Genomic DNA, 18,296 nt, shown 5'->3' on the forward strand with positions numbered 1-18,296 from the left:
CAATATACCCGTTTAAGAATAAACAATATCTAACTTGCTGAAAAAATTTTTGGAGGTCTACCCAATGGAATCAAAACCACATCTTTTACTTATAGATGGCATGGCTGTGCTATTCCGCTCATTCTTTGCCACGTCAGCAATGGGCCACTTTTTCCCGAATTCGAATGGCATCCCGACGAATGCCGTCCAAGGATTTGCTCGACACACATTGACGGCTACTTCAATTTTTAAACCAACCCATATGGCGGTTTGTTGGGACATGGCTGCACACACATTCCGGAACGATTTATTTGATGGCTATAAAGCAAACCGCCCTGAACCGGCACCAGAACTGCTACCGCAATTTGATATGGCGAGAGCACTGTCCGAAGAAATTGGTTGGAAAAACTACGGAATTCCAGGAATGGAAGCTGACGATCTAATCGGCTCACTTGTCTGTGCTTGGGAAGGGAAGGCAGACATTACAATCGTGACGGGTGATAAAGACCTGTTGCAATTACTCCGTCCGGGTGTGTCCATTGCATTTATGAAAAAAGGGTACAATATCTATGATATCTATACAGAAGAACGTTTCGTAGAAGAGTACGACATTCCACCGCATCGTTTTGTAGAAGTCAAAGCATTCACAGGGGATACAAGTGACGGCTATCCGGGTGTAAAAGGGATTGGACCGAAGACCGCGTTGAAATTAGTGAAAGAACATGGAACGGTGGAAGCGGTCATTGAGAAAATTGACCAACTGGCACCTGCCATGAAGAAAAAAATCGAAGCGGATATGGATATGTTGCGCCTCTCTAAAAAGTTAGCGCAAATCCATTGTGAAATTGAATTCAAAGAAACAATTGATGACTTACTGCTTCCTGAATTTTGTTCAGGATTGAGGGACCACTTGCGAGCGAACGAATATTCAATGGTCGTCCGGCAATTGGATTCATTGTTTCCTGCAATCGAAAAAACCACTGTCTGATCGGCTAATCAGCAGTGGTTTTTTCAACTTTAACGAAAGATAGAATGGCACGGTTTTTCTCGTACGGAATCTCACGAATGTGGCTCGCACGATGGCGGCCACCGTTGTCATGAACAAGCAACAACAAACCTGATTGAGTCTCTTTGTACCCGATAACAGGCACCCAGTGGTAATCAAAGCTATACGTGCCGAACCAGTGAAAAGAGAACCATTTATCGAATTTAGCAGCAACCGCTCGTCCATTCGCAAGTTCGACTTTTACAGCATCAATTGTGCAGGCTTCCACGATCCAACCATTACCGAGCAACTTCCGCAAATTGCGTATGAATCGCCATTTGAATAATCCGATAGGCGTGCCACCCAACTTTCGGTAAAGCTCATTAATGTGGTAGTCTAACGACTGATGGCGTAGCAATAAGAAAGCTGTTACGGGACCGCAAGCAGATTGACGATACCGCTCAGCAATATCATCGTCAAATTGTGATTTTCCTTTGAAGTTTCGAATGTACATCACGTCGAATCCCTCGCTTAATCGGTGCGACTTTTAATAGTCTAATTGCTTTAGTAGGACTACATAGAAGCTAGTAGTAAAGGCATTGTGTATTATAGCTGAATGACCGATTCATTTTCCTTTAATAGTACCTTTAACGCCATACGGAAGTTAATGTACGATTCAAAGTCCATATGAACCCCTGCACTTACAATTCTGCGAACAATACTTGGATTAAAGCCAACGGAAATCGGGCGAATATCCATCAGTTTAAGTGTATTGTTAAGCACTTCTAGTTCAAATGCAATGGTATTATAATCATGCTCATCACTTTCATTTAAATCAGAGCCTGTAAAATCAAAGATGGCACAATTGACTGTAGGATTTTCTCCTATGTATTCCAACACCTGATTACGTATCAATTCAAACCGTTCGGCCCCCGTATAGCCGACAATCGGCACGAGAATTGTGTGATCGACAATTGAAGAAATAATTGGGACGGACGTTTTCTTTATCATTTTTTCCAGCATTTCAATTCTTGCTTTCAAACGCTCTATTTCATGAATGGATTCCATTTTTCCACCTCAAATAACTGTTTTCTGTTGCACCCTTCCATTATACGACATACTCTAACAAAAAAAACAAAACTAATTCAGTAAACAAAATAATTCGCTCCAGTTGAGCATAAAATTGAAGCGTCACACGTACAGAACAATCTACATCCACCTACTAGCCAAAAAAAATAGGCCTTTGCCTTCAAAGTGTTCACTTCGAAGACAAAAGCCTGCACCGTTACATTCAATTTACGAATTTTTTACTTCGACTGATTCCAAGAAATCAATCACTTGATCTGGCGTTTTCGCATTTGCACTGTGTAAATGCGCTTTCTTCTCACCATTTTGGAAAATGAGCAAACTTGGGATGCCCATCACTTCGTATTTCTCTGCAACTTCAGGAAGCACATCGCGATCGACGTCATACCATGTGTACGAATTGTACTCCTCAATGATCGGATCGATGAACATGTCCATACGTGTGCAATCCGGGCACCAGCCTGCTTGGAATTTGATTAATGCTTTCCCGTCACCGTTAATGACTTCGTTAAATTGTTCTACTGTCGTAATTGATTTCATCATACAACACTCCTTTTTCCTTCAGTGTACAATCTTCTACACGATACGGAAACTAAAATGCCCACACTAACGCTTCCACCCGTCATCCATGAGGGAGAGTATGAATAGAATAATAGAAAAGAAAACGCGTATGTTCCAAAAAGTTTGTGAATTGAACCATATAAATATTGCGAAAACGTGTGGAATGTTCTAAACTACTAAATATAGATACCGTTTCTATTTTTTTTACGCATAAAATGAATGAGCGTTCATTCAAGAAAAGGGAGGCTTCGTAAACGTGGCATATGAAATCAAGAAAGCGGCAGTATTAGGATCAGGCGTGATGGGGTCAGGGATTGCAGCCCATTTAGCAAATATCGGGATTCCTGTCCTTTTGCTCGATATTGTCCCAAATAAGCTGACAGAAGAGGAAGAAGCGAAAGGACTGACGTTGGAAGATCGGCGCATTCGTAACAAATTTGCTTCCACTGCTTTAGAAAAACTGGTGAAGCAAAAGCCCGCTCCACTTACGACGAAAAAGAATCTTTCACTCATTGAAGTCGGAAACTTTGAAGATGATTTGGATAAATTAAAAGATGTTGACTGGGTCATCGAAGTAGTTGTGGAAAATTTAGAAATCAAAAAAGCGTTATACGAAAAAATAGATGCGGTACGTAAACCAGGAACAATTATTACATCGAATACTTCAGGGATTAGTATTGAAGCAATGGCTGAAGGACGTTCAGAGGATTTCCAAAAGCATTTCCTTGGTACGCATTTCTTCAACCCACCTCGCTATTTGAAATTACTAGAGGTCATTCCGACGGCAAAGACGGCTCCTGAAGTCCTTTCCTTCATGCTCCAATTCGGGGAAGATCGCTTAGGAAAAGGTGTCGTCATCGCAAAAGACACACCGAACTTCATTGCCAATCGGATTGGGACGTATGGATTGCTCGTTACCCTTCGTGAAATGGAAAAACGTAATTATTCCATTGGAGAAGTGGATTCGGTGACAGGAACGCTTATCGGACGTCCGAAATCGGCGACATTCCGGACATTGGATGTCGTTGGACTCGATACGTTCATGCACGTCGCGAAAAACGCATATGACAAAACGGAAGGCGAAGAACAGCAAGTTTTCGAACTCCCAGCTTTCATGCAAAAGATGATCGACAACGGCTGGCTCGGCGCAAAAGCGAAGCAAGGCTTCTATTTGAAGAAAGATAGAGAGATTTTGGAACTCGACATCGAGACGTTTGAATATGTCCCAACGAAGAAATTGAAAACGCCTTCAATTGAAATGGCGAAGCAACAAAAAGGTTTGGCGAACAAAGTGAAATCCCTCGTCTACGCAAATGACCGAACAGGGGAAATCCTTTGGAGTATCCTTTCTCCAACGTTGACATACTCTGCGCTACTAACTGGTGAAATCGCGGATGACATCGTCGCCATCGACAATGCCATGAAATGGGGCTTCGGTTGGCAACAAGGACCGTTTGAAATTTGGGATGCAATCGGTGTCGCAAAGTCAGTTGAGCGGATGAAAGCAGATGGACTGACGATCCCTTCATTTGTAGAAGAAATGCTTGCGAAAGGATTCGACACATTCTATAAGGAAGAAGAGGGAGACTTGTTCTTCTATAACGGAGATCGCTATCAGCCTGTTCCAGTAAATGAAAAGGCGATTGACTTAAAGCGCTATAAGAAAAAGAATGGCGTCATCAAGAAGAATTCAGGTGCAAGTTTAGTAGACTTAGGCGATGGCATTGCGTTACTAGAGTTCCACTCTCAGTCGAATGCAATTGGGTTAGACATCATTCAGATGATTAACTTTGCTGTCGATGAAGTTGAAAAGAATTACAAAGGGCTCGTCATTGGCAATCAAGGCAAAAACTTCTGCGTCGGCGCGAACTTAGGCATGATCTTAATGGAAGCGCAAGACGATAATATTTTTGAACTGGATTATACAATCCGTTCCTTCCAAAACGCGATGATGAGACTGAAATATAGCCGGAAACCGGTCGTCGCTGCACCGTTCCAAATGGCGCTCGGTGGTGGGGCAGAAGTGTGCTTGCCAGCAGCACATATCCAAGCATCAATGGAAACGTATATCGGACTTGTTGAAGTAGGTGTCGGGTTAATTCCTGGAGGTGGCGGAAACGTCAACTTGTACACAAAACACTTAAAAGGATTGCCGAACGGCGTCCAAGTGGATATTCAATACGTCGCAAACAAAGTGTTTGAAACGATTGCGATGGCGAAAGTATCGACGTCTGCTGAAGAAGCGAAAGAGAATAACTTCTTGAACTTTGCAGATGGCATAAGCGTCAATCCGGATCACTTGCTCTATGACGCAAAACAAGCGGCGTTGGCCCTTTATGAAGGCGGCTATTTACCACCTAAGAAAGAAAAAGTTCCTGTAACGGGGGATTCAGGGTACGCAACAATGCTACTTGGTGCAGAAGGGATGTATTTATCGGGCTTCATTAGCGAGCATGATTTGAAAATCGCAAAGAAATTGGCATTCGTACTGTCCGGTGGCAAAGTGCCGTTCGGGACACTCGTCGATGAACAATATTTGTTGGACCTTGAACGGGAAGCGTTCCTCAGTCTTGTGGCGGAACCAAAGTCACAGCAACGTATGCAACATATGCTCCTGAAAGGGAAGCCATTACGCAACTGACGGAACAATTAGCAAAGGAGGAAAAGGGATGCGTGAAGCAGTAATTGTAGCCGGTGCACGGACACCGGTCGGAAAAGCAGGCAAAGGCTCGCTTGCAACTGTCCGTCCGGATGACTTAGGTGCATTGGCAATTAAAGAAACATTGAAACGAGCTAATGGATACGATGGACCAATTGATGATTTGATCATAGGATGCGCGATGCCGGAAGCGGAACAAGGCATGAACGTCGCGCGTAATATCGGCGCATTGGCAGGACTGCCCGATACGACACCTGCCATAACCGTCAATCGTTTCTGTTCTTCTGGCCTTCAATCGATCGCCTACGGAGCGGAGCGGATCATGCTTGGACATGCAGAAGCAATCATAGCTGGTGGCGTCGAATCGATGAGTATGGTGCCGATGATGGGGAATACGATCCGACCGAATATTACGCTTGCGGAAACAGCGCCTCAATACTATATGGGGATGGGGCACACAGCTGAGCAGGTCGCAATGAAATATGGAGTCAGCCGGGAAGACCAAGATGCATTCGCGGTACGTTCCCATGAAAAAGCGGCTGCAGCAATTAAAGCAGGGAAATTTGTAGATGAAATCGTTCCTGTTGAAGTTGTAAAACGGTTTGTTAATGAAACAGGAAAATACGAAGAAAAAACCGTCCTGTTTGACATGGATGAAGGCGTCCGTACAGGTACGACAATGGAAGTTCTGGCGAAACTGCGTCCGGCGTTCTCAGTGAAAGGAACTGTCACAGCTGGAAACGCTTCGCAAACTTCAGACGGTGCGGCATCCGTCCTCGTCATGGACCGCGAAGTCGCAGAAGGAAATGGGTTGCGTCCAATTGCAAAATTCCGTTCCTTTGCAGTAGGCGGAGTGCCTCCTGAAGTGATGGGGATTGGGCCGATTGAAGCGGTACCTAAAGCGTTGAAACTTGCGGGTTTATCAATCCAGGACATCGATTTGTGGGAGTTGAACGAAGCGTTTGCTTCCCAATCGTTACAAGTCATCCGTCATTTAGGATTGGATATGGACAAAGTGAACGTTAACGGTGGAGCAATCGCACTTGGCCATCCACTCGGTGCGACTGGTTCCGTCTTAACAGTAAGATTGTTGAACGAATTGAAACGCCAAGGAAAGCAGTTTGGTGTTGTCACGATGTGTATCGGTGGCGGAATGGGTGCTGCAGGCGTATTTGAAATGCTGTAAACCTGCGTGGAGACGATTTTAAGATTACAAACGAAAAACAAAGTGAAGCCGTGCAATCATGCTTAATAAGCAACTATTGTTCAACAACGCATGGCTTCCTTCCGAGATAAGGCGGTCCATAAAAGACTTCCATAATAAGTTAGGTAAATAAAGGAGGAACAAACAATGGCTGAAACAAAAACAAATGAATTCGTTCGTGGTGGGGCTTTTCTCGTTGAGAATCTGGATGCTTCACGCGTATTTACGCCAGAAGATTTTTCTGACGAACAGAAAATGATTGCAAAAACGACTGAGGACTATGTGAAAAACGAAGTGTTGCCAGTAGTAGAAAACTTGGAGAACCACGAGTTTGAACATTCCGTCCGATTATTGAAATCTGCTGGGGATCTTGGTCTATTAGGGGCGGACGTTCCTGAAGAATACGATGGCCTCGGTCTCGATAAAATCTCGTCTGCGTTAATTGCAGAAAAGATGTCCGTCGCAGGTGGCTTTTCGATTACACATGGTGCACACGTCGGGATTGGTACATTGCCGATTGTCCTTTTTGGGAATGAAGACCAGAAGAAGAAGTACTTGCCGAACTCCGTATCAGGCGACAAAATTTCTGCGTATGCGTTAACGGAACCGGGCTCAGGATCTGATGCATTAGGCGCAAAAACGACAGCGAAATTGAATGAAGCAGGAACGCACTACATTTTAAATGGTGAAAAGCAATGGATTACAAATGCTGGTTTTGCGGACGTATTCGTTGTTTATGCGAAAGTGGATGGCGACAAATTTACGGCATTCATCGTCGAAAGGGACTTCCCGGGTGTTTCTGTCGGTGCGGAAGAGAAGAAAATGGGCATCAAGTCTTCCTCCACACGGACGCTCATCCTTGAGGATGCAGAAGTACCAGTTGAAAACCTCTTAGGCGAAATTGGCCGTGGCCATATCATCGCCTTCAATATTTTGAACATTGGTCGGTACAAACTTGGTGTTGGAACAGTTGGAGGGTCGAAGCGGGCACTCGAATTGGCGATCACATATGCGAATCAACGTCAGCAATTCAAAACGCCAATTTCATCGTTTAATTTGACAAAAGAGAAACTGGCGACGATGGCTTCCAAGTTGTACGCGACTGAAAGCTTAATTTACCGTACAGTCGGATATTTTGAAGAGCGCAATAGTGAGATGACGCCTGAGCAACAAAAAGACGGAAAAGCGGTTGCAGCGTCCATCGCGGAATATGCAATCGAATGCTCCATCAACAAAGTTGTCGGTTCCGAAGTACTCGATTATATCGCGGATGAGGCGGTTCAACTTCACGGCGGATACGGCTTCATGCAAGAGTATGAAGTGGAGCGCATTTACCGTGACTCCCGTATTAACCGGATTTTTGAAGGAACAAATGAAATTAACCGGATGATCGTGCCAGGCACATTCTTGAAAAAAGCGATGAAAGGCGAGTTGCCTTTACTCGAAAAAGCACAAGGCCTGCAAGAAGAGTTGTTAATGATGATGCCGGAAGAAATCGGCGACGAAGCATTGGCACAAGAAAAAGTGCTTGTGAAGAACGCGAAGAAGATCGGTTTGTTGACTGCGGGTATGGCTGCACAACGTTTCGGCACGAAGCTTGAAGCGGAACAGGAAGTCCTTGTCAACATTGCGAACATCGCCAACAACATTTTCGCAATGGAGTCTGCGCTGTTACGAACAGAAAAAGCAGTCGCGAAAAATGGCGAAGCGAAAGAACAACAAAAAATCCTTTACACGGAGATTTTCTGTCAAGAAGCATTCGAAGCAATTGAAAAAGATGCAAAAGAAACATTGCTTGCTTCCGTAGAAGGCGACAACCAACGGATGATGCTATCGGCATTGCGGAAATTGACTCGCTCAACGCCATACAACATCATCTCGAAAAAACGTGAAGCGTCAGTGAAATTAATCGACGCTGAAAAATATATTGTTTGATGCATCTGCACCCAGGGCAGTTCACGCCTGGGTGTTTTCTCTGTTATACTAAAGAAAAAGTGGAGGTGCTGCAGATGACGATTACTTATTACGGCTATCCGAAATGTGGAACGTGTAAAAAAGCGGAAAAGTGGCTAATGAACAATGATGTGAACTTCGAATCTATCAACATTGCTGAAAATCCACCAACGAAAGAAACGCTTCAACAAATGATCAGCAATTCCGGATTAGACATCAAAAAATTCTTCAATGTCAGTGGGATGAAATACAGGGAATTGAACTTGAAAGACAAACTCCCTAACATGTCAGATGACGAGAAAATCGCGTTACTCGCATCGGATGGAATGCTCATTAAACGACCACTTGTAACAGATGGTACGACAGTGACGGTCGGCTTTAATGAAGCCCAATTTGAAGCCGCATGGAACGCATGATTAAGTTTCTTGTCTTTATGCATGAAATATGTAAGAATTGAATGGAAATCAATAAATGTAAACGTATGGAGGGTTATGGGATGAGCACACCTAAAGACTTGCGTTATTCAGAAGAACATGAATGGGTTAAAGACGAAAACGGTAATTACCGCATTGGTATTACACACTTCGCTCAATCTGAACTTGGCGATATCGTATTCGTGGAACTTCCACAAGTTGGAGACGAAGTGAAAGCGGACGAGCCATTTGGTAGCGTAGAATCTGTTAAAACGGTTTCTGAGCTATATGCGCCAATTAGCGGAAAAGTACTTGAAGTGAACGAAGAATTGGAAGATAGCCCTGAATTGGTGAACGAATCTCCATATGAAGGCGCTTGGATGATCGTCGTTGAAGCATCTGACAAAGCGGAACTTGATGCATTAATGTCTGCTGAAGACTATGACAAAATGACAATCGGTGAGTAAGCACAACTAGAGCGCTGGAGCTTTCCGGCGCTTTTTCTAATGGCCTAAGGAGGCAGGGAAATGGAGTTTCGTAGAGTCGTTGTCGTAGAAGGTGGAGCGGACCGGAAGCGATTGAAAAAAGTGTTGGCAGAGCCAGTCGAGATTATTTGTACGAATGGAACAGTGAGCCCTTACCGCATTGAAGAGTTGCTGGCACCGTATGAAGATGACCAGATTTATGTTTTTGTCGATGCAGATGACTCAGGCGAAAGCATACGAACTTTATTCAAAAGGGATTTTCCTGAAGCCCTCCATTTATACACGGAACGCGTCTACAGGCAAGTCGAGACGACCCCTTATCGCACGCTTGCAGCAATTTTGCTTGCAGAAGGTTTTCATGTGCATCCTGAATTTTTACTTTGAAGGTGATAGAACTGAACACGATCCAAACATGGACACGTGAACAATGGGAACAAAGCAAAAAAGATTCCCCGCTAAGCGTGTTTTATTTATATACACCGATGTGTGGCACTTGCGCGGTTGCGTCTAAAATGATGGAGGTCATTTCTGTGATGAAACCAGAGTTGCCAATTGGAAAGGCAAACTTGAATTATATCGAAGATCTCGCCGTCGATTATGAAATCGAAAGTGTTCCTTGCCTGCTCATTCAGAAGGAAGGATATGTACGAGAAAAAATCTATGCTTTTCAATCTATCCCGCATCTTTTAGAAAAAATGGGTTTGACATGATTGAAAGTTCTATGGTATAAGTATATCTAATAAATTTAACGCAAATTGAATATGTCGCTCTTATAAAGAGAGGTGGAGGGAAGTGCCCTATGAAGCCCGGCAACCGTCACGAAAGTGAAATGGTGCCAAATCACGCAAAGCGCATGCTTTGAGAGATGAGAGATCGGACGAACGTTGAGATAAACGATAACGTATTGGCCTTTCTGCTTGTCTGCAGAAAGGCTATTCTTTTTGGACAAGATTGTATTGAGGTGAATTGAACATGATCGAGTTGAAAAGTGTAAATAAGATATTTGGTTCGGGAAACAATAGTATAACGGCTGTTGATAACGTCAATCTAGACATCCATGCTGGTGAAATTTTCGGGATTATTGGGTATAGCGGTGCAGGGAAAAGTACACTAATCCGATTATTGAATGGTTTAGAACAACCTACCTCGGGATCTGTAAATGTCGCAGGGTATGAAATGGCAACCATTAGTGGAAAAGCGTTACGGGAAGCGAGACAAAAAATTAGTATGGTGTTCCAGCATTTCAATTTGCTTTGGTCGCGGACTGTAAAAGAGAATATCGCTTTTCCATTGGAGATTGCAGGCCTCAAAAAGGATGAAAGAGATCGTCGCGTCCAAGAATTAATTGATTTAGTTGGCTTGAACGGCCGGGAAAATGCGTACCCATCCCAATTGTCAGGCGGACAAAAACAACGGGTCGGCATTGCCCGGGCGTTAGCAAATGATCCGCAAGTATTGCTATGTGATGAAGCCACTTCAGCACTCGATCCGGAAACGACGGATGCCATCCTCGATCTTTTAACGAGCATTAACGAGCGACTTGGTTTGACCATTGTTTTAATCACACATGAAATGCATGTCATCCGTAAAATCTGTCATCGCGTGGCGGTCATGGAAGCGGGGCGAGTTGTGGAAATCGGGAACGTTCTCGATGTGTTCCAATCACCAAAAGCGCCAATTACGAAGCGTTTTGTCTCTCAAGTGACAGAACCGACCGGCACAGAACAAGCGTTAGAACATTTAAAATCCGATCATGCAGCTGGAACGCTCGTAAAATTAGTATTCGTCGGTGAACGAACAGAGCAACCGGTGTTAGCAAACTTAATTCGTACATTTGGAATCGACGTCAACATCGTGCAAGGGAACATTTCGCACACAAAAGGTGGAGCATATGGGACATTGCTGTTGCAATTGATTGGCGATGCAACAATCGTCAACGAAGCGATTGACTTCCTTCATTCCGAAGGCGTACAGACGGAGGTGATCGACCATGATTGAAACACTTTTACCTAATGTTAAATGGGATAAGATGTGGGAAGCGACGATCGAAACACTCTATATGACAGCTGTTTCAACCGTTTTCACGTTCGTGATCGGTATCGCGCTCGGTATTGTGCTCTTCCTTTCAAGTCCTGGCCAATTATGGGCGAACAAACTGACTTATGCCATCACCGGAGCGGTCGTCAACATATTCCGTTCAATTCCATTCATTATTTTAATCATCTTGTTAGTGCCGGTAACAATTTTCCTAGTCGGCACGATGCGTGGTCCGAACGCCGCACTGCCTGCACTCATTATCGGCGCAGCACCTTTTTACGCACGTATGGTGCTCATCGGTTTACAAGAAATTGATAAAGGTGTGTTGGAAGCTGCACGGTCAATGGGGGCAAAGACGAGTACGATTATTTTCAAAGTACTATTGCCTGAATCAAAACCCGCATTGTTCTCCGGTATAACCGTTACAGCCATTGCACTAGTCGGCTATACAGCGATGGCGGGTATTATTGGTGCTGGCGGGTTAGGGAATCTTGCGTATTTCCAAGGATTCCAACGAAGTCAGAATGATGTCATTCTCGTTGCAACGATTTTAATATTAGTCATCGTTTTCATCTTTCAATTCATTGGTGATGCCATCGTCCGCAAGTTGGACAAACGGTAAGTGAATGTCAGGTCAAACCTGTTCATTATAAAAAACAACTAAGAAATGGGGAGTCAATTATGAAGAAGTATTTGGCGGGGATTTTATTAGCAGTACTTGTACTTGCATTAGCAGCTTGTGGGACAAGCGATAAAAACAATGCAAGTGGCGGAAAAGAAGAGTCTACGAAATTAGTTGTTGGTGCGACAAACGTGCCACATGCACTTATTTTAGAACAAGCGAAGCCGTTGCTTGAAGAAAAAGGTTTTGAGTTAGAAATTGAAGAATACCAAGATTACGTATTGCCGAATAAAGACTTGGATGCAGGGACGCTAGACGCAAACTTCTTCCAGCACATTCCATACTTTGAAGGACAAATTGCAGACTTTGGCTATGAGTTTGCAAACGCTGGCGCAATTCATATCGAGCCAATCGGCGTTTATTCTAAAAAATACAAAGCACTTGATGAACTACCTGACGGTGCGACAGTCCTCATTAGTAACTCTGTAGCTGATCACGGTCGTGTTCTTTCTATGTTGGAAAAAGAAGGTTTAATTACTCTAGCAGACGGTGTTGAGAAAGTAAAAGCTGAGCTTGACGATATCGTTGATAATCCGAAAAACTTACAGTTTGAAGCAGAATACGAAGCAGCACTTATGCCGGAGTTGTACAAACAAAACGAAGGTGACTTGTTGTTAATTAACTCAAACTATGCACTTGACGCAGGCTTAAATCCATTGGAAGATGCGATTGCACTTGAAGAATCAGATTCTCCATACGTTAACATCATTGCTGTTCGTGCTGGAGATGAAGATCGTAAAGCAATTAAAGCACTTGTTGAAGTACTAACATCTGAAGAAATCCAAGACTACATCTTAAAAGAGTGGGGCGGCTCGGTTGTCCCAGTAAAATAAGTAAATAAAATGAGGCTGTCTATCATACCGATAATGGTGTGGTTGGCAGTCTTTTTTGATAACTACAAATATTTAACGTAGCGTTCCTATTTCTTCTTTACTATGTTAAAGTAAATGTACAAACAAATAGACAAATGTGCATTTGGGGAGGACATAGAGAATGAAAAAGATCGGACTAATTTGGCGAATACTTATCGCCATCGCACTTGCAGTAGGGTTAGGGATGTTACTTCCAAAAATACATGAAGGATTCAGTGAATGGTTTGTCAGCTTATTTGCGACATTCAATATGATTTTTGGAGGCTTCTTGAACTTCGTCGTGCCGCTAATCATCATCGCTTTTATTGCACCGGGAATCGCTAAACTCGGAAAAGGTTCTGGAAAGCTATTAGGTATGGCAACCGTATTTGCATACGCATCAACAATCGTAGCCGGTATCATCGCTTTCTTTGCAGCCACGACTTTTTTACCGAATTTCATTCATGCCGTAGGGTCAGGTTCAGTAGAGAATGCTGGAAGACCTGCAGCAGAAGCGTTTTTTGAAATTGAAATGACACCAGTAATGGGCGTCATGTCTGCATTATTGCTAGCATTCATCCTCGGAATTGGAATGGCATCCATTAGCAGCAAAACGATGCTTTCGTTCTTTGATGAATTGAATACTCTCATTGAAAAAGTAATTTCGTACATCATTATTCCGCTATTACCGGTTCATATCTTCGGGATTTTCTTGAACATGACGTTCAGCGGGGAAGTGGCAAAAGTATTATCCGTCTTCTCCATCGTGTTTGTTATGATCATTATTTTGCATCTACTCATGCTGACTATCCAATATACGATTGCAGGAAGTGTTTCAAAACGAAACCCATTTGTGTTAATGAAAACAATGGCACCTGCTTACATGACCGCAATTGGGACACAATCTTCAGCAGCGACAATCCCTGTTACACTAAGACAAGCAAAAAAAGCAGGAGCATCCGAACGAGTAGCTGACTTTACGGTTCCGTTGTTCGCAACAATCCATTTATCCGGTAGTACGATAACATTAGTCTCTTGTTCCATTGGTGTATTGTTAATGAATGACATGCCGGTATCATTCGTAAGCTATTTGCCATTCATCTTCATGCTTGGCGTGACGATGATTGCAGCACCAGGGGTACCAGGTGGTGCTGTGATGGCGGCAGTTGGACTGCTCGCAACAATGCTCGGCTTTGACGAATCGATGGTTGCTTTGATGATTGCGTTGTATATGGCGCAAGACAGTTTCGGCACAGCGACAAACGTAACCGGCGACGGTGCATTGTCGATTATCGTCGATCGGTTTACGAAGAAAGAAGCATAACTACAAACGAATACATCCGACGAACTGTGGATACCCTTGAGAAATCGGGCATCCACAGTTTTTCATTCTCAATGAACTGTGAATAAATGAAAATGTAGGCTCCTATTTTCATAAAGAAGATTGAGAAATGACGAGCTTTGAGCTAAATAAATTATAATAATTCTTAATGATTTGCAAGGGCGTCCGTAATAAGCTAAAATTAGAATGATACTAAACAGAGAATGGAATTAACCGTTCATAACGATCATATTGGAGGTATTGGAATGGCAACTTTGGTAATTAAAGACCTTCACGTTGAGATTGAAGGAAAAGAAATATTGAAAGGCGTCAATTTGACAATCAATACAAACGAGATCCACGCAATCATGGGTCCGAACGGTACTGGTAAATCGACACTTGCGTCTGCAATTATGGGGCATCCAAAATATGAAGTAACTTCAGGTTCAGTCATATTAGACGGTGAAGATGTACTTGAAATGGAAGTTGATGAGCGCGCTCAAGCGGGTCTTTTCCTTGCTATGCAATATCCAAGTGAAATTACAGGCGTAACGAATGCAGATTTTATGCGTTCTGCAATTAACTCACGTCGTGAAGAAGGCGACGAAATTTCCCTTATGAAATTCATCCGTGAATTGGACAGCAAGATGGATCTCCTTGAAATGGATCAAGATATGGCAACACGTTACTTGAACGAAGGTTTCTCTGGTGGAGAGAAAAAACGTAACGAAATTCTTCAACTCATGATGTTGAAGCCGAAATTTGCGGTGTTGGATGAAATCGACTCCGGTCTTGACATTGACGCTTTGAAAATTGTTTCTAAAGGGATCAATGAAATGCGTGGACAAGATTTCGGATGCTTGATGATCACACACTACCAACGTCTATTGAATTACATTACGCCTGATCACGTTCATGTCATGATGCAAGGCCGCGTTGTGAAGTCAGGTGGTCCTGAGCTTGCGAAGCAACTTGAAGAAAACGGTTATGACTGGATTAAAGAAGAATTAGGAATTGAAGACGAAACAGTTGGACAAGAAGCATAAGAAAGGGGACGATTCAAAATGACGGTTGAAACAAAAATGGCATTGACCGAACAGGACGTCCGCTCTTTTTCCGCACACATGAATGAAGCCGCTTGGATGGCAGATTTCCGCGCAGATGCGTTAGCGAAAGTGGAACAGCTTCCGATGCCAAAACCAGATAAAACGAAAATTGATAAATGGAACTTCATGGACTTCCCATCTCACACAGTAGAAAGCGCAACATTTGCTTCACTTGCTGAGCTACCGGCAGAAGCTAAGGAATTGGTTGGGGAAGACCAACGAAACATTTATGTACAACATAATAATACACCTGCATTCATCTCACTTTCAGAAGATTTGAAAGCGAAAGGTGTCATCTTAACAGATATTTTCACAGCATCTCGCGAGCATGGAGATCTTTTGAAAAAATACTACATGACAGATGGCGTGAAAGTGGACGAGCATCGCTTGACGGCACTTCATGCAGCGTTAGTGAACGGTGGCGTATTTGTCTACGTACCGAAAAATGTAGTCGTTGAAGAGCCTTTGCAAGTGTTATTCTTGCACAATGATCCGCAAGCATCCCTATTCAACCATGTGATCGTCGTAGCAGATGCGAATAGCTCTGTCACGTATGTTGAAAACTATCTTTCAACTGTTGAAGAGGCTGCTGGACAAGCGAATATCATCTCAGAAGTGTTCACTGCCGACAACGCAAAAGTGATTTACGGTGCAGTGGATGTCCTTGCGAAAGGCTTTACGACTTACGTCAACCGCCGTGGCGTCACTGGCCCTCATAGCCGTATCGAGTGGGCATTAGGATTAATGAATGACAGCGACACAATTTCAGAAAATATCACGCACTTAGTAGGAAACGGTTCTTCTAGCGACTTGAAAACAGTTGTCGTTGGCCGTGGCACTCAAAAACAGAACTTTACATCAGAAATTGTTCACTGGGGCCAAGATACAGATGCGTTCATCTTAAAACACGGTGTCATGAAAGAAGGCGCTTCTTCCATCTTTAACGGTATCGGTCGAATTGCGAAAGGCGCAACACGCTCTAATGCAGTTCAAGAATCACGTATTCTCATGTTAAGCGAAAAAGCACGTGGGGATGCAAACCCAATTCTCTTAATTGATGAAGACGATGTAACAGCAGGTCACGCTGCATCTGTCGGTCGCGTAGATCCATTACAATTGTTCTACTTAATGAGCCGAGGAATTTCAAAACAAGAAGCAGAACGCCTCGTCATCCACGGCTTCCTTGCACCAGTCGTCAGCAAATTACCAATCGAAGGTGTTAAGAAGCAATTGACGGAGGTCATCGAAAGGAAAGTGCGCTAATGCTCAGCAAAGAGATCCGCAAACATTTCCCGATTCTTGACCAGGAGATTAACGGGCATCCGCTCGTTTACTTAGATAGTGCTGCGACTTCCCAAAAGCCGCAGCAAGTTATTGACGCACTAACGAATTACTACAAGCTCGACAATTCAAACGTCCATCGCGGTGTTCACTCGTTAGGGAACCGAGCGACGGAAGGGTATGAAGGAGCTCGAGAAAAAGTTCGTAAGTTCATCAATGCAAAATCAACACAAGAAGTCATTTTTATGCGCGGCGCAACAACTGCCTTGAATACTGTTGCACAAGGCTTTGGACGGCAAAACGTTGGAGAAGGTGATGAAATCGTCATTACTCCAATGGAACACCACTCCAATATTATTCCTTGGCAACAACTTGCGAAGGAAAAAGGCGCAGTCCTAAAGTATATTGACCTCGAAGAAGACGGTACGCTGTCGCTCGAAAAAGTCCGTGAAACGGTTACAGAGCGTACGAAAATTGTCTCTGTCATGTATGTATCTAACGTGCTAGGTACAATGAATCCGATTCAAGAGATTGCTGAGATTGCCCATGCACATGGTGCAGTCATGGTAGTGGACGGAGCACAAGCGGCACCACATTTGAAAATCGACGTGCAAAAACTGGACTGTGATTTCCTTGCTTTCTCAGGTCATAAAATGTGCGGTCCGACAGGCATAGGCGTCCTTTATGGAAAGAAAAGCTTGTTGAATGCAATGGAACCGGTTGAATTTGGCGGTGAAATGATTGACTTCGTAGGCCTCTATGAATCTACATGGAAAGAACTGCCGTGGAAATTCGAGGGAGGTACGCCGATTATTGCAGGTGCTATCGGTTTAGGCGCAGCGATCGACTTCTTGGAAGCAATCGGATTGGACGAAATCGAACGGCACGAACACGAGCTTGCTGCGTATGCGATGGACAAAATGTCAGCAATTGAAGGGCTTGAAATATACGGTCCGAAAGATCCAGGCAAGCGTGCTGGCCTCGTAACGTTCAATTTGGATAACGTCCATCCACATGACGTAGCAACTGTATTAGATATGAACGGAATCGCAGTGCGGGCAGGTCACCATTGTGCCCAACCGCTTATGAAATGGTTGAAAGTTTCAGCGACGGCACGTGCAAGCTTCTACGTGTATAACACGGAAGAAGATGTCGACCGCCTCGTCGAAGGACTCCGTATTGCAAAGGAGTATTTCCAATAATGTCATTAAACAATTTAGACCAACTATACCGCTCAGTCATCATGGATCATTATAAGAATCCAAGAAACAAAGGTGTACTAGCAGACAACAACATCACGGTTGACATGAACAACCCGACATGTGGAGACGTCATTCACTTAACAATGCAAGTTGAAGACGGTATCGTTAAGGATGCGAAATTTGAAGGAGAAGGGTGTTCCATTTCCATGGCATCCGCCTCGATGATGACGCAGATTATAAAAAACAAAGACGTCGATGCTGCTGTTCAGTACGCTCATGTGTTTTCGGACATGATGCTTGGCAAAGAAGTCGATGATTCCATTGACCTCGGTGATATCGAAGCCCTTTCAGGCGTCGCAAAATTCCCAGCACGCATTAAATGTGCGACATTGAGCTGGAAAGCGATGGAGAAAGGGATCGGTAAGGATTCTGACGAATAGACCCGGTGCCGACTTCTTCGTCTAGAAGTCAACAAACTGTCAAACTGCTTG

At 43.7% G+C, this 18,296-nt stretch carries 19 protein-coding genes and 1 riboswitch; of the genes, 16 read left to right on the forward strand and 3 right to left on the reverse strand.

Annotation, left to right across the window (positions count from 1 at the left end):
• The first annotated feature begins 64 nt into the window (after window positions 1–64).
• Complete coding sequence (locus tag ACVHUV_RS09015) at window positions 65–967, forward strand: 5'-3' exonuclease (protein ID WP_317943894.1); 903 nt, start codon at window positions 65–67, stop codon at window positions 965–967.
• 4 nt (window positions 968–971) lie between these two features.
• On the opposite strand, the gene ACVHUV_RS09020 is transcribed toward ACVHUV_RS09015, so the two are convergent.
• The 3 genes from ACVHUV_RS09020 to ACVHUV_RS09030 form a co-directional block, all read right to left on the reverse strand.
• Complete coding sequence (locus tag ACVHUV_RS09020; RefSeq protein WP_371390294.1) at window positions 972–1,478, reverse strand: hypothetical protein; 507 nt, start codon at window positions 1,476–1,478, stop codon at window positions 972–974.
• Between the two features lie 92 nt (window positions 1,479–1,570).
• Complete coding sequence (locus tag ACVHUV_RS09025; RefSeq protein WP_371390295.1) at window positions 1,571–2,032, reverse strand: STAS domain-containing protein; 462 nt, start codon at window positions 2,030–2,032, stop codon at window positions 1,571–1,573.
• A gap of 228 nt (window positions 2,033–2,260) precedes the next feature.
• Window positions 2,261–2,590, reverse strand: a complete 330-nt coding sequence (locus tag ACVHUV_RS09030; RefSeq protein ID WP_317943899.1) for a thioredoxin family protein — start codon at window positions 2,588–2,590, stop codon at window positions 2,261–2,263.
• 277 nt (window positions 2,591–2,867) lie between these two features.
• Here ACVHUV_RS09030 and ACVHUV_RS09035 point away from each other — a divergent pair, with 277 nt between their 5' ends.
• From ACVHUV_RS09035 to sufU, 15 genes are all read left to right on the forward strand, one after another.
• Window positions 2,868–5,252: a 3-hydroxyacyl-CoA dehydrogenase/enoyl-CoA hydratase family protein gene (locus ACVHUV_RS09035; protein WP_462086808.1), complete on the forward strand. Its 2,385-nt coding sequence runs from the start codon at window positions 2,868–2,870 to the stop codon at window positions 5,250–5,252.
• Window positions 5,253–5,280: 28 nt separating this feature from the next.
• Window positions 5,281–6,456 (forward strand): acetyl-CoA C-acetyltransferase, encoded by a 1,176-nt coding sequence (locus ACVHUV_RS09040; RefSeq protein ID WP_462086809.1) that lies wholly within the window; start codon window positions 5,281–5,283, stop codon window positions 6,454–6,456.
• 165 nt (window positions 6,457–6,621) lie between these two features.
• A complete protein-coding gene (locus ACVHUV_RS09045; protein WP_462086810.1) occupies window positions 6,622–8,409 on the forward strand; it encodes an acyl-CoA dehydrogenase FadE in 1,788 nt (595 codons plus the stop codon).
• Window positions 8,410–8,483: 74 nt separating this feature from the next.
• Window positions 8,484–8,843 (forward strand): arsenate reductase family protein, encoded by a 360-nt coding sequence (locus ACVHUV_RS09050; protein WP_462086811.1) that lies wholly within the window; start codon window positions 8,484–8,486, stop codon window positions 8,841–8,843.
• 80 nt (window positions 8,844–8,923) lie between these two features.
• Entirely contained in the window at window positions 8,924–9,307 is a 384-nt protein-coding gene (gene gcvH / locus ACVHUV_RS09055; RefSeq protein WP_317943908.1) for a glycine cleavage system protein GcvH, read from the forward strand.
• Window positions 9,308–9,367: 60 nt separating this feature from the next.
• Window positions 9,368–9,709: a toprim domain-containing protein gene (locus ACVHUV_RS09060; protein ID WP_462086812.1), complete on the forward strand. Its 342-nt coding sequence runs from the start codon at window positions 9,368–9,370 to the stop codon at window positions 9,707–9,709.
• Between the two features lie 2 nt (window positions 9,710–9,711).
• Window positions 9,712–10,035 (forward strand): thioredoxin family protein, encoded by a 324-nt coding sequence (locus ACVHUV_RS09065; RefSeq protein ID WP_462086887.1) that lies wholly within the window; start codon window positions 9,712–9,714, stop codon window positions 10,033–10,035.
• Between the two features lie 57 nt (window positions 10,036–10,092).
• A riboswitch (SAM riboswitch) is annotated at window positions 10,093–10,197 on the forward strand.
• Between the two features lie 100 nt (window positions 10,198–10,297).
• A complete protein-coding gene (locus tag ACVHUV_RS09070) occupies window positions 10,298–11,323 on the forward strand; it encodes a methionine ABC transporter ATP-binding protein (protein WP_462086813.1) in 1,026 nt (341 codons plus the stop codon).
• A complete protein-coding gene (locus ACVHUV_RS09075; RefSeq protein ID WP_371390305.1) occupies window positions 11,316–11,984 on the forward strand; it encodes a methionine ABC transporter permease in 669 nt (222 codons plus the stop codon). The genes ACVHUV_RS09070 and ACVHUV_RS09075 overlap by 8 nt, the downstream gene beginning before the upstream one ends.
• A 59-nt stretch (window positions 11,985–12,043) precedes the next feature.
• The gene (locus ACVHUV_RS09080) at window positions 12,044–12,877 is read left to right on the forward strand and encodes a MetQ/NlpA family ABC transporter substrate-binding protein (protein ID WP_462086814.1); all 834 of its coding nucleotides are present in this window, start codon (window positions 12,044–12,046) and stop codon (window positions 12,875–12,877) included.
• A 160-nt stretch (window positions 12,878–13,037) separates the two neighbouring features.
• A complete protein-coding gene (locus ACVHUV_RS09085; protein ID WP_317943920.1) occupies window positions 13,038–14,219 on the forward strand; it encodes a dicarboxylate/amino acid:cation symporter in 1,182 nt (393 codons plus the stop codon).
• A 263-nt stretch (window positions 14,220–14,482) separates the two neighbouring features.
• A complete protein-coding gene (sufC, locus tag ACVHUV_RS09090) occupies window positions 14,483–15,262 on the forward strand; it encodes a Fe-S cluster assembly ATPase SufC (RefSeq protein ID WP_462086815.1) in 780 nt (259 codons plus the stop codon).
• Between the two features lie 18 nt (window positions 15,263–15,280).
• Window positions 15,281–16,585 carry a Fe-S cluster assembly protein SufD gene (gene sufD, locus ACVHUV_RS09095; protein ID WP_462086816.1) on the forward strand — a complete coding sequence of 435 codons (1,305 nt, stop codon included), beginning with the start codon at window positions 15,281–15,283 and terminating at the stop codon, window positions 16,583–16,585.
• Entirely contained in the window at window positions 16,585–17,805 is a 1,221-nt protein-coding gene (locus tag ACVHUV_RS09100) for a cysteine desulfurase (protein WP_462086817.1), read from the forward strand. Before sufD ends, ACVHUV_RS09100 begins: the two co-directional genes overlap by 1 nt.
• Entirely contained in the window at window positions 17,805–18,245 is a 441-nt protein-coding gene (sufU, locus tag ACVHUV_RS09105) for a Fe-S cluster assembly sulfur transfer protein SufU (protein WP_371390308.1), read from the forward strand. The genes ACVHUV_RS09100 and sufU overlap by 1 nt, the downstream gene beginning before the upstream one ends.
• Window positions 18,246–18,296: the final 51 nt, after the last annotated feature.

The organism is Sporosarcina saromensis (assembly GCF_054901285.1).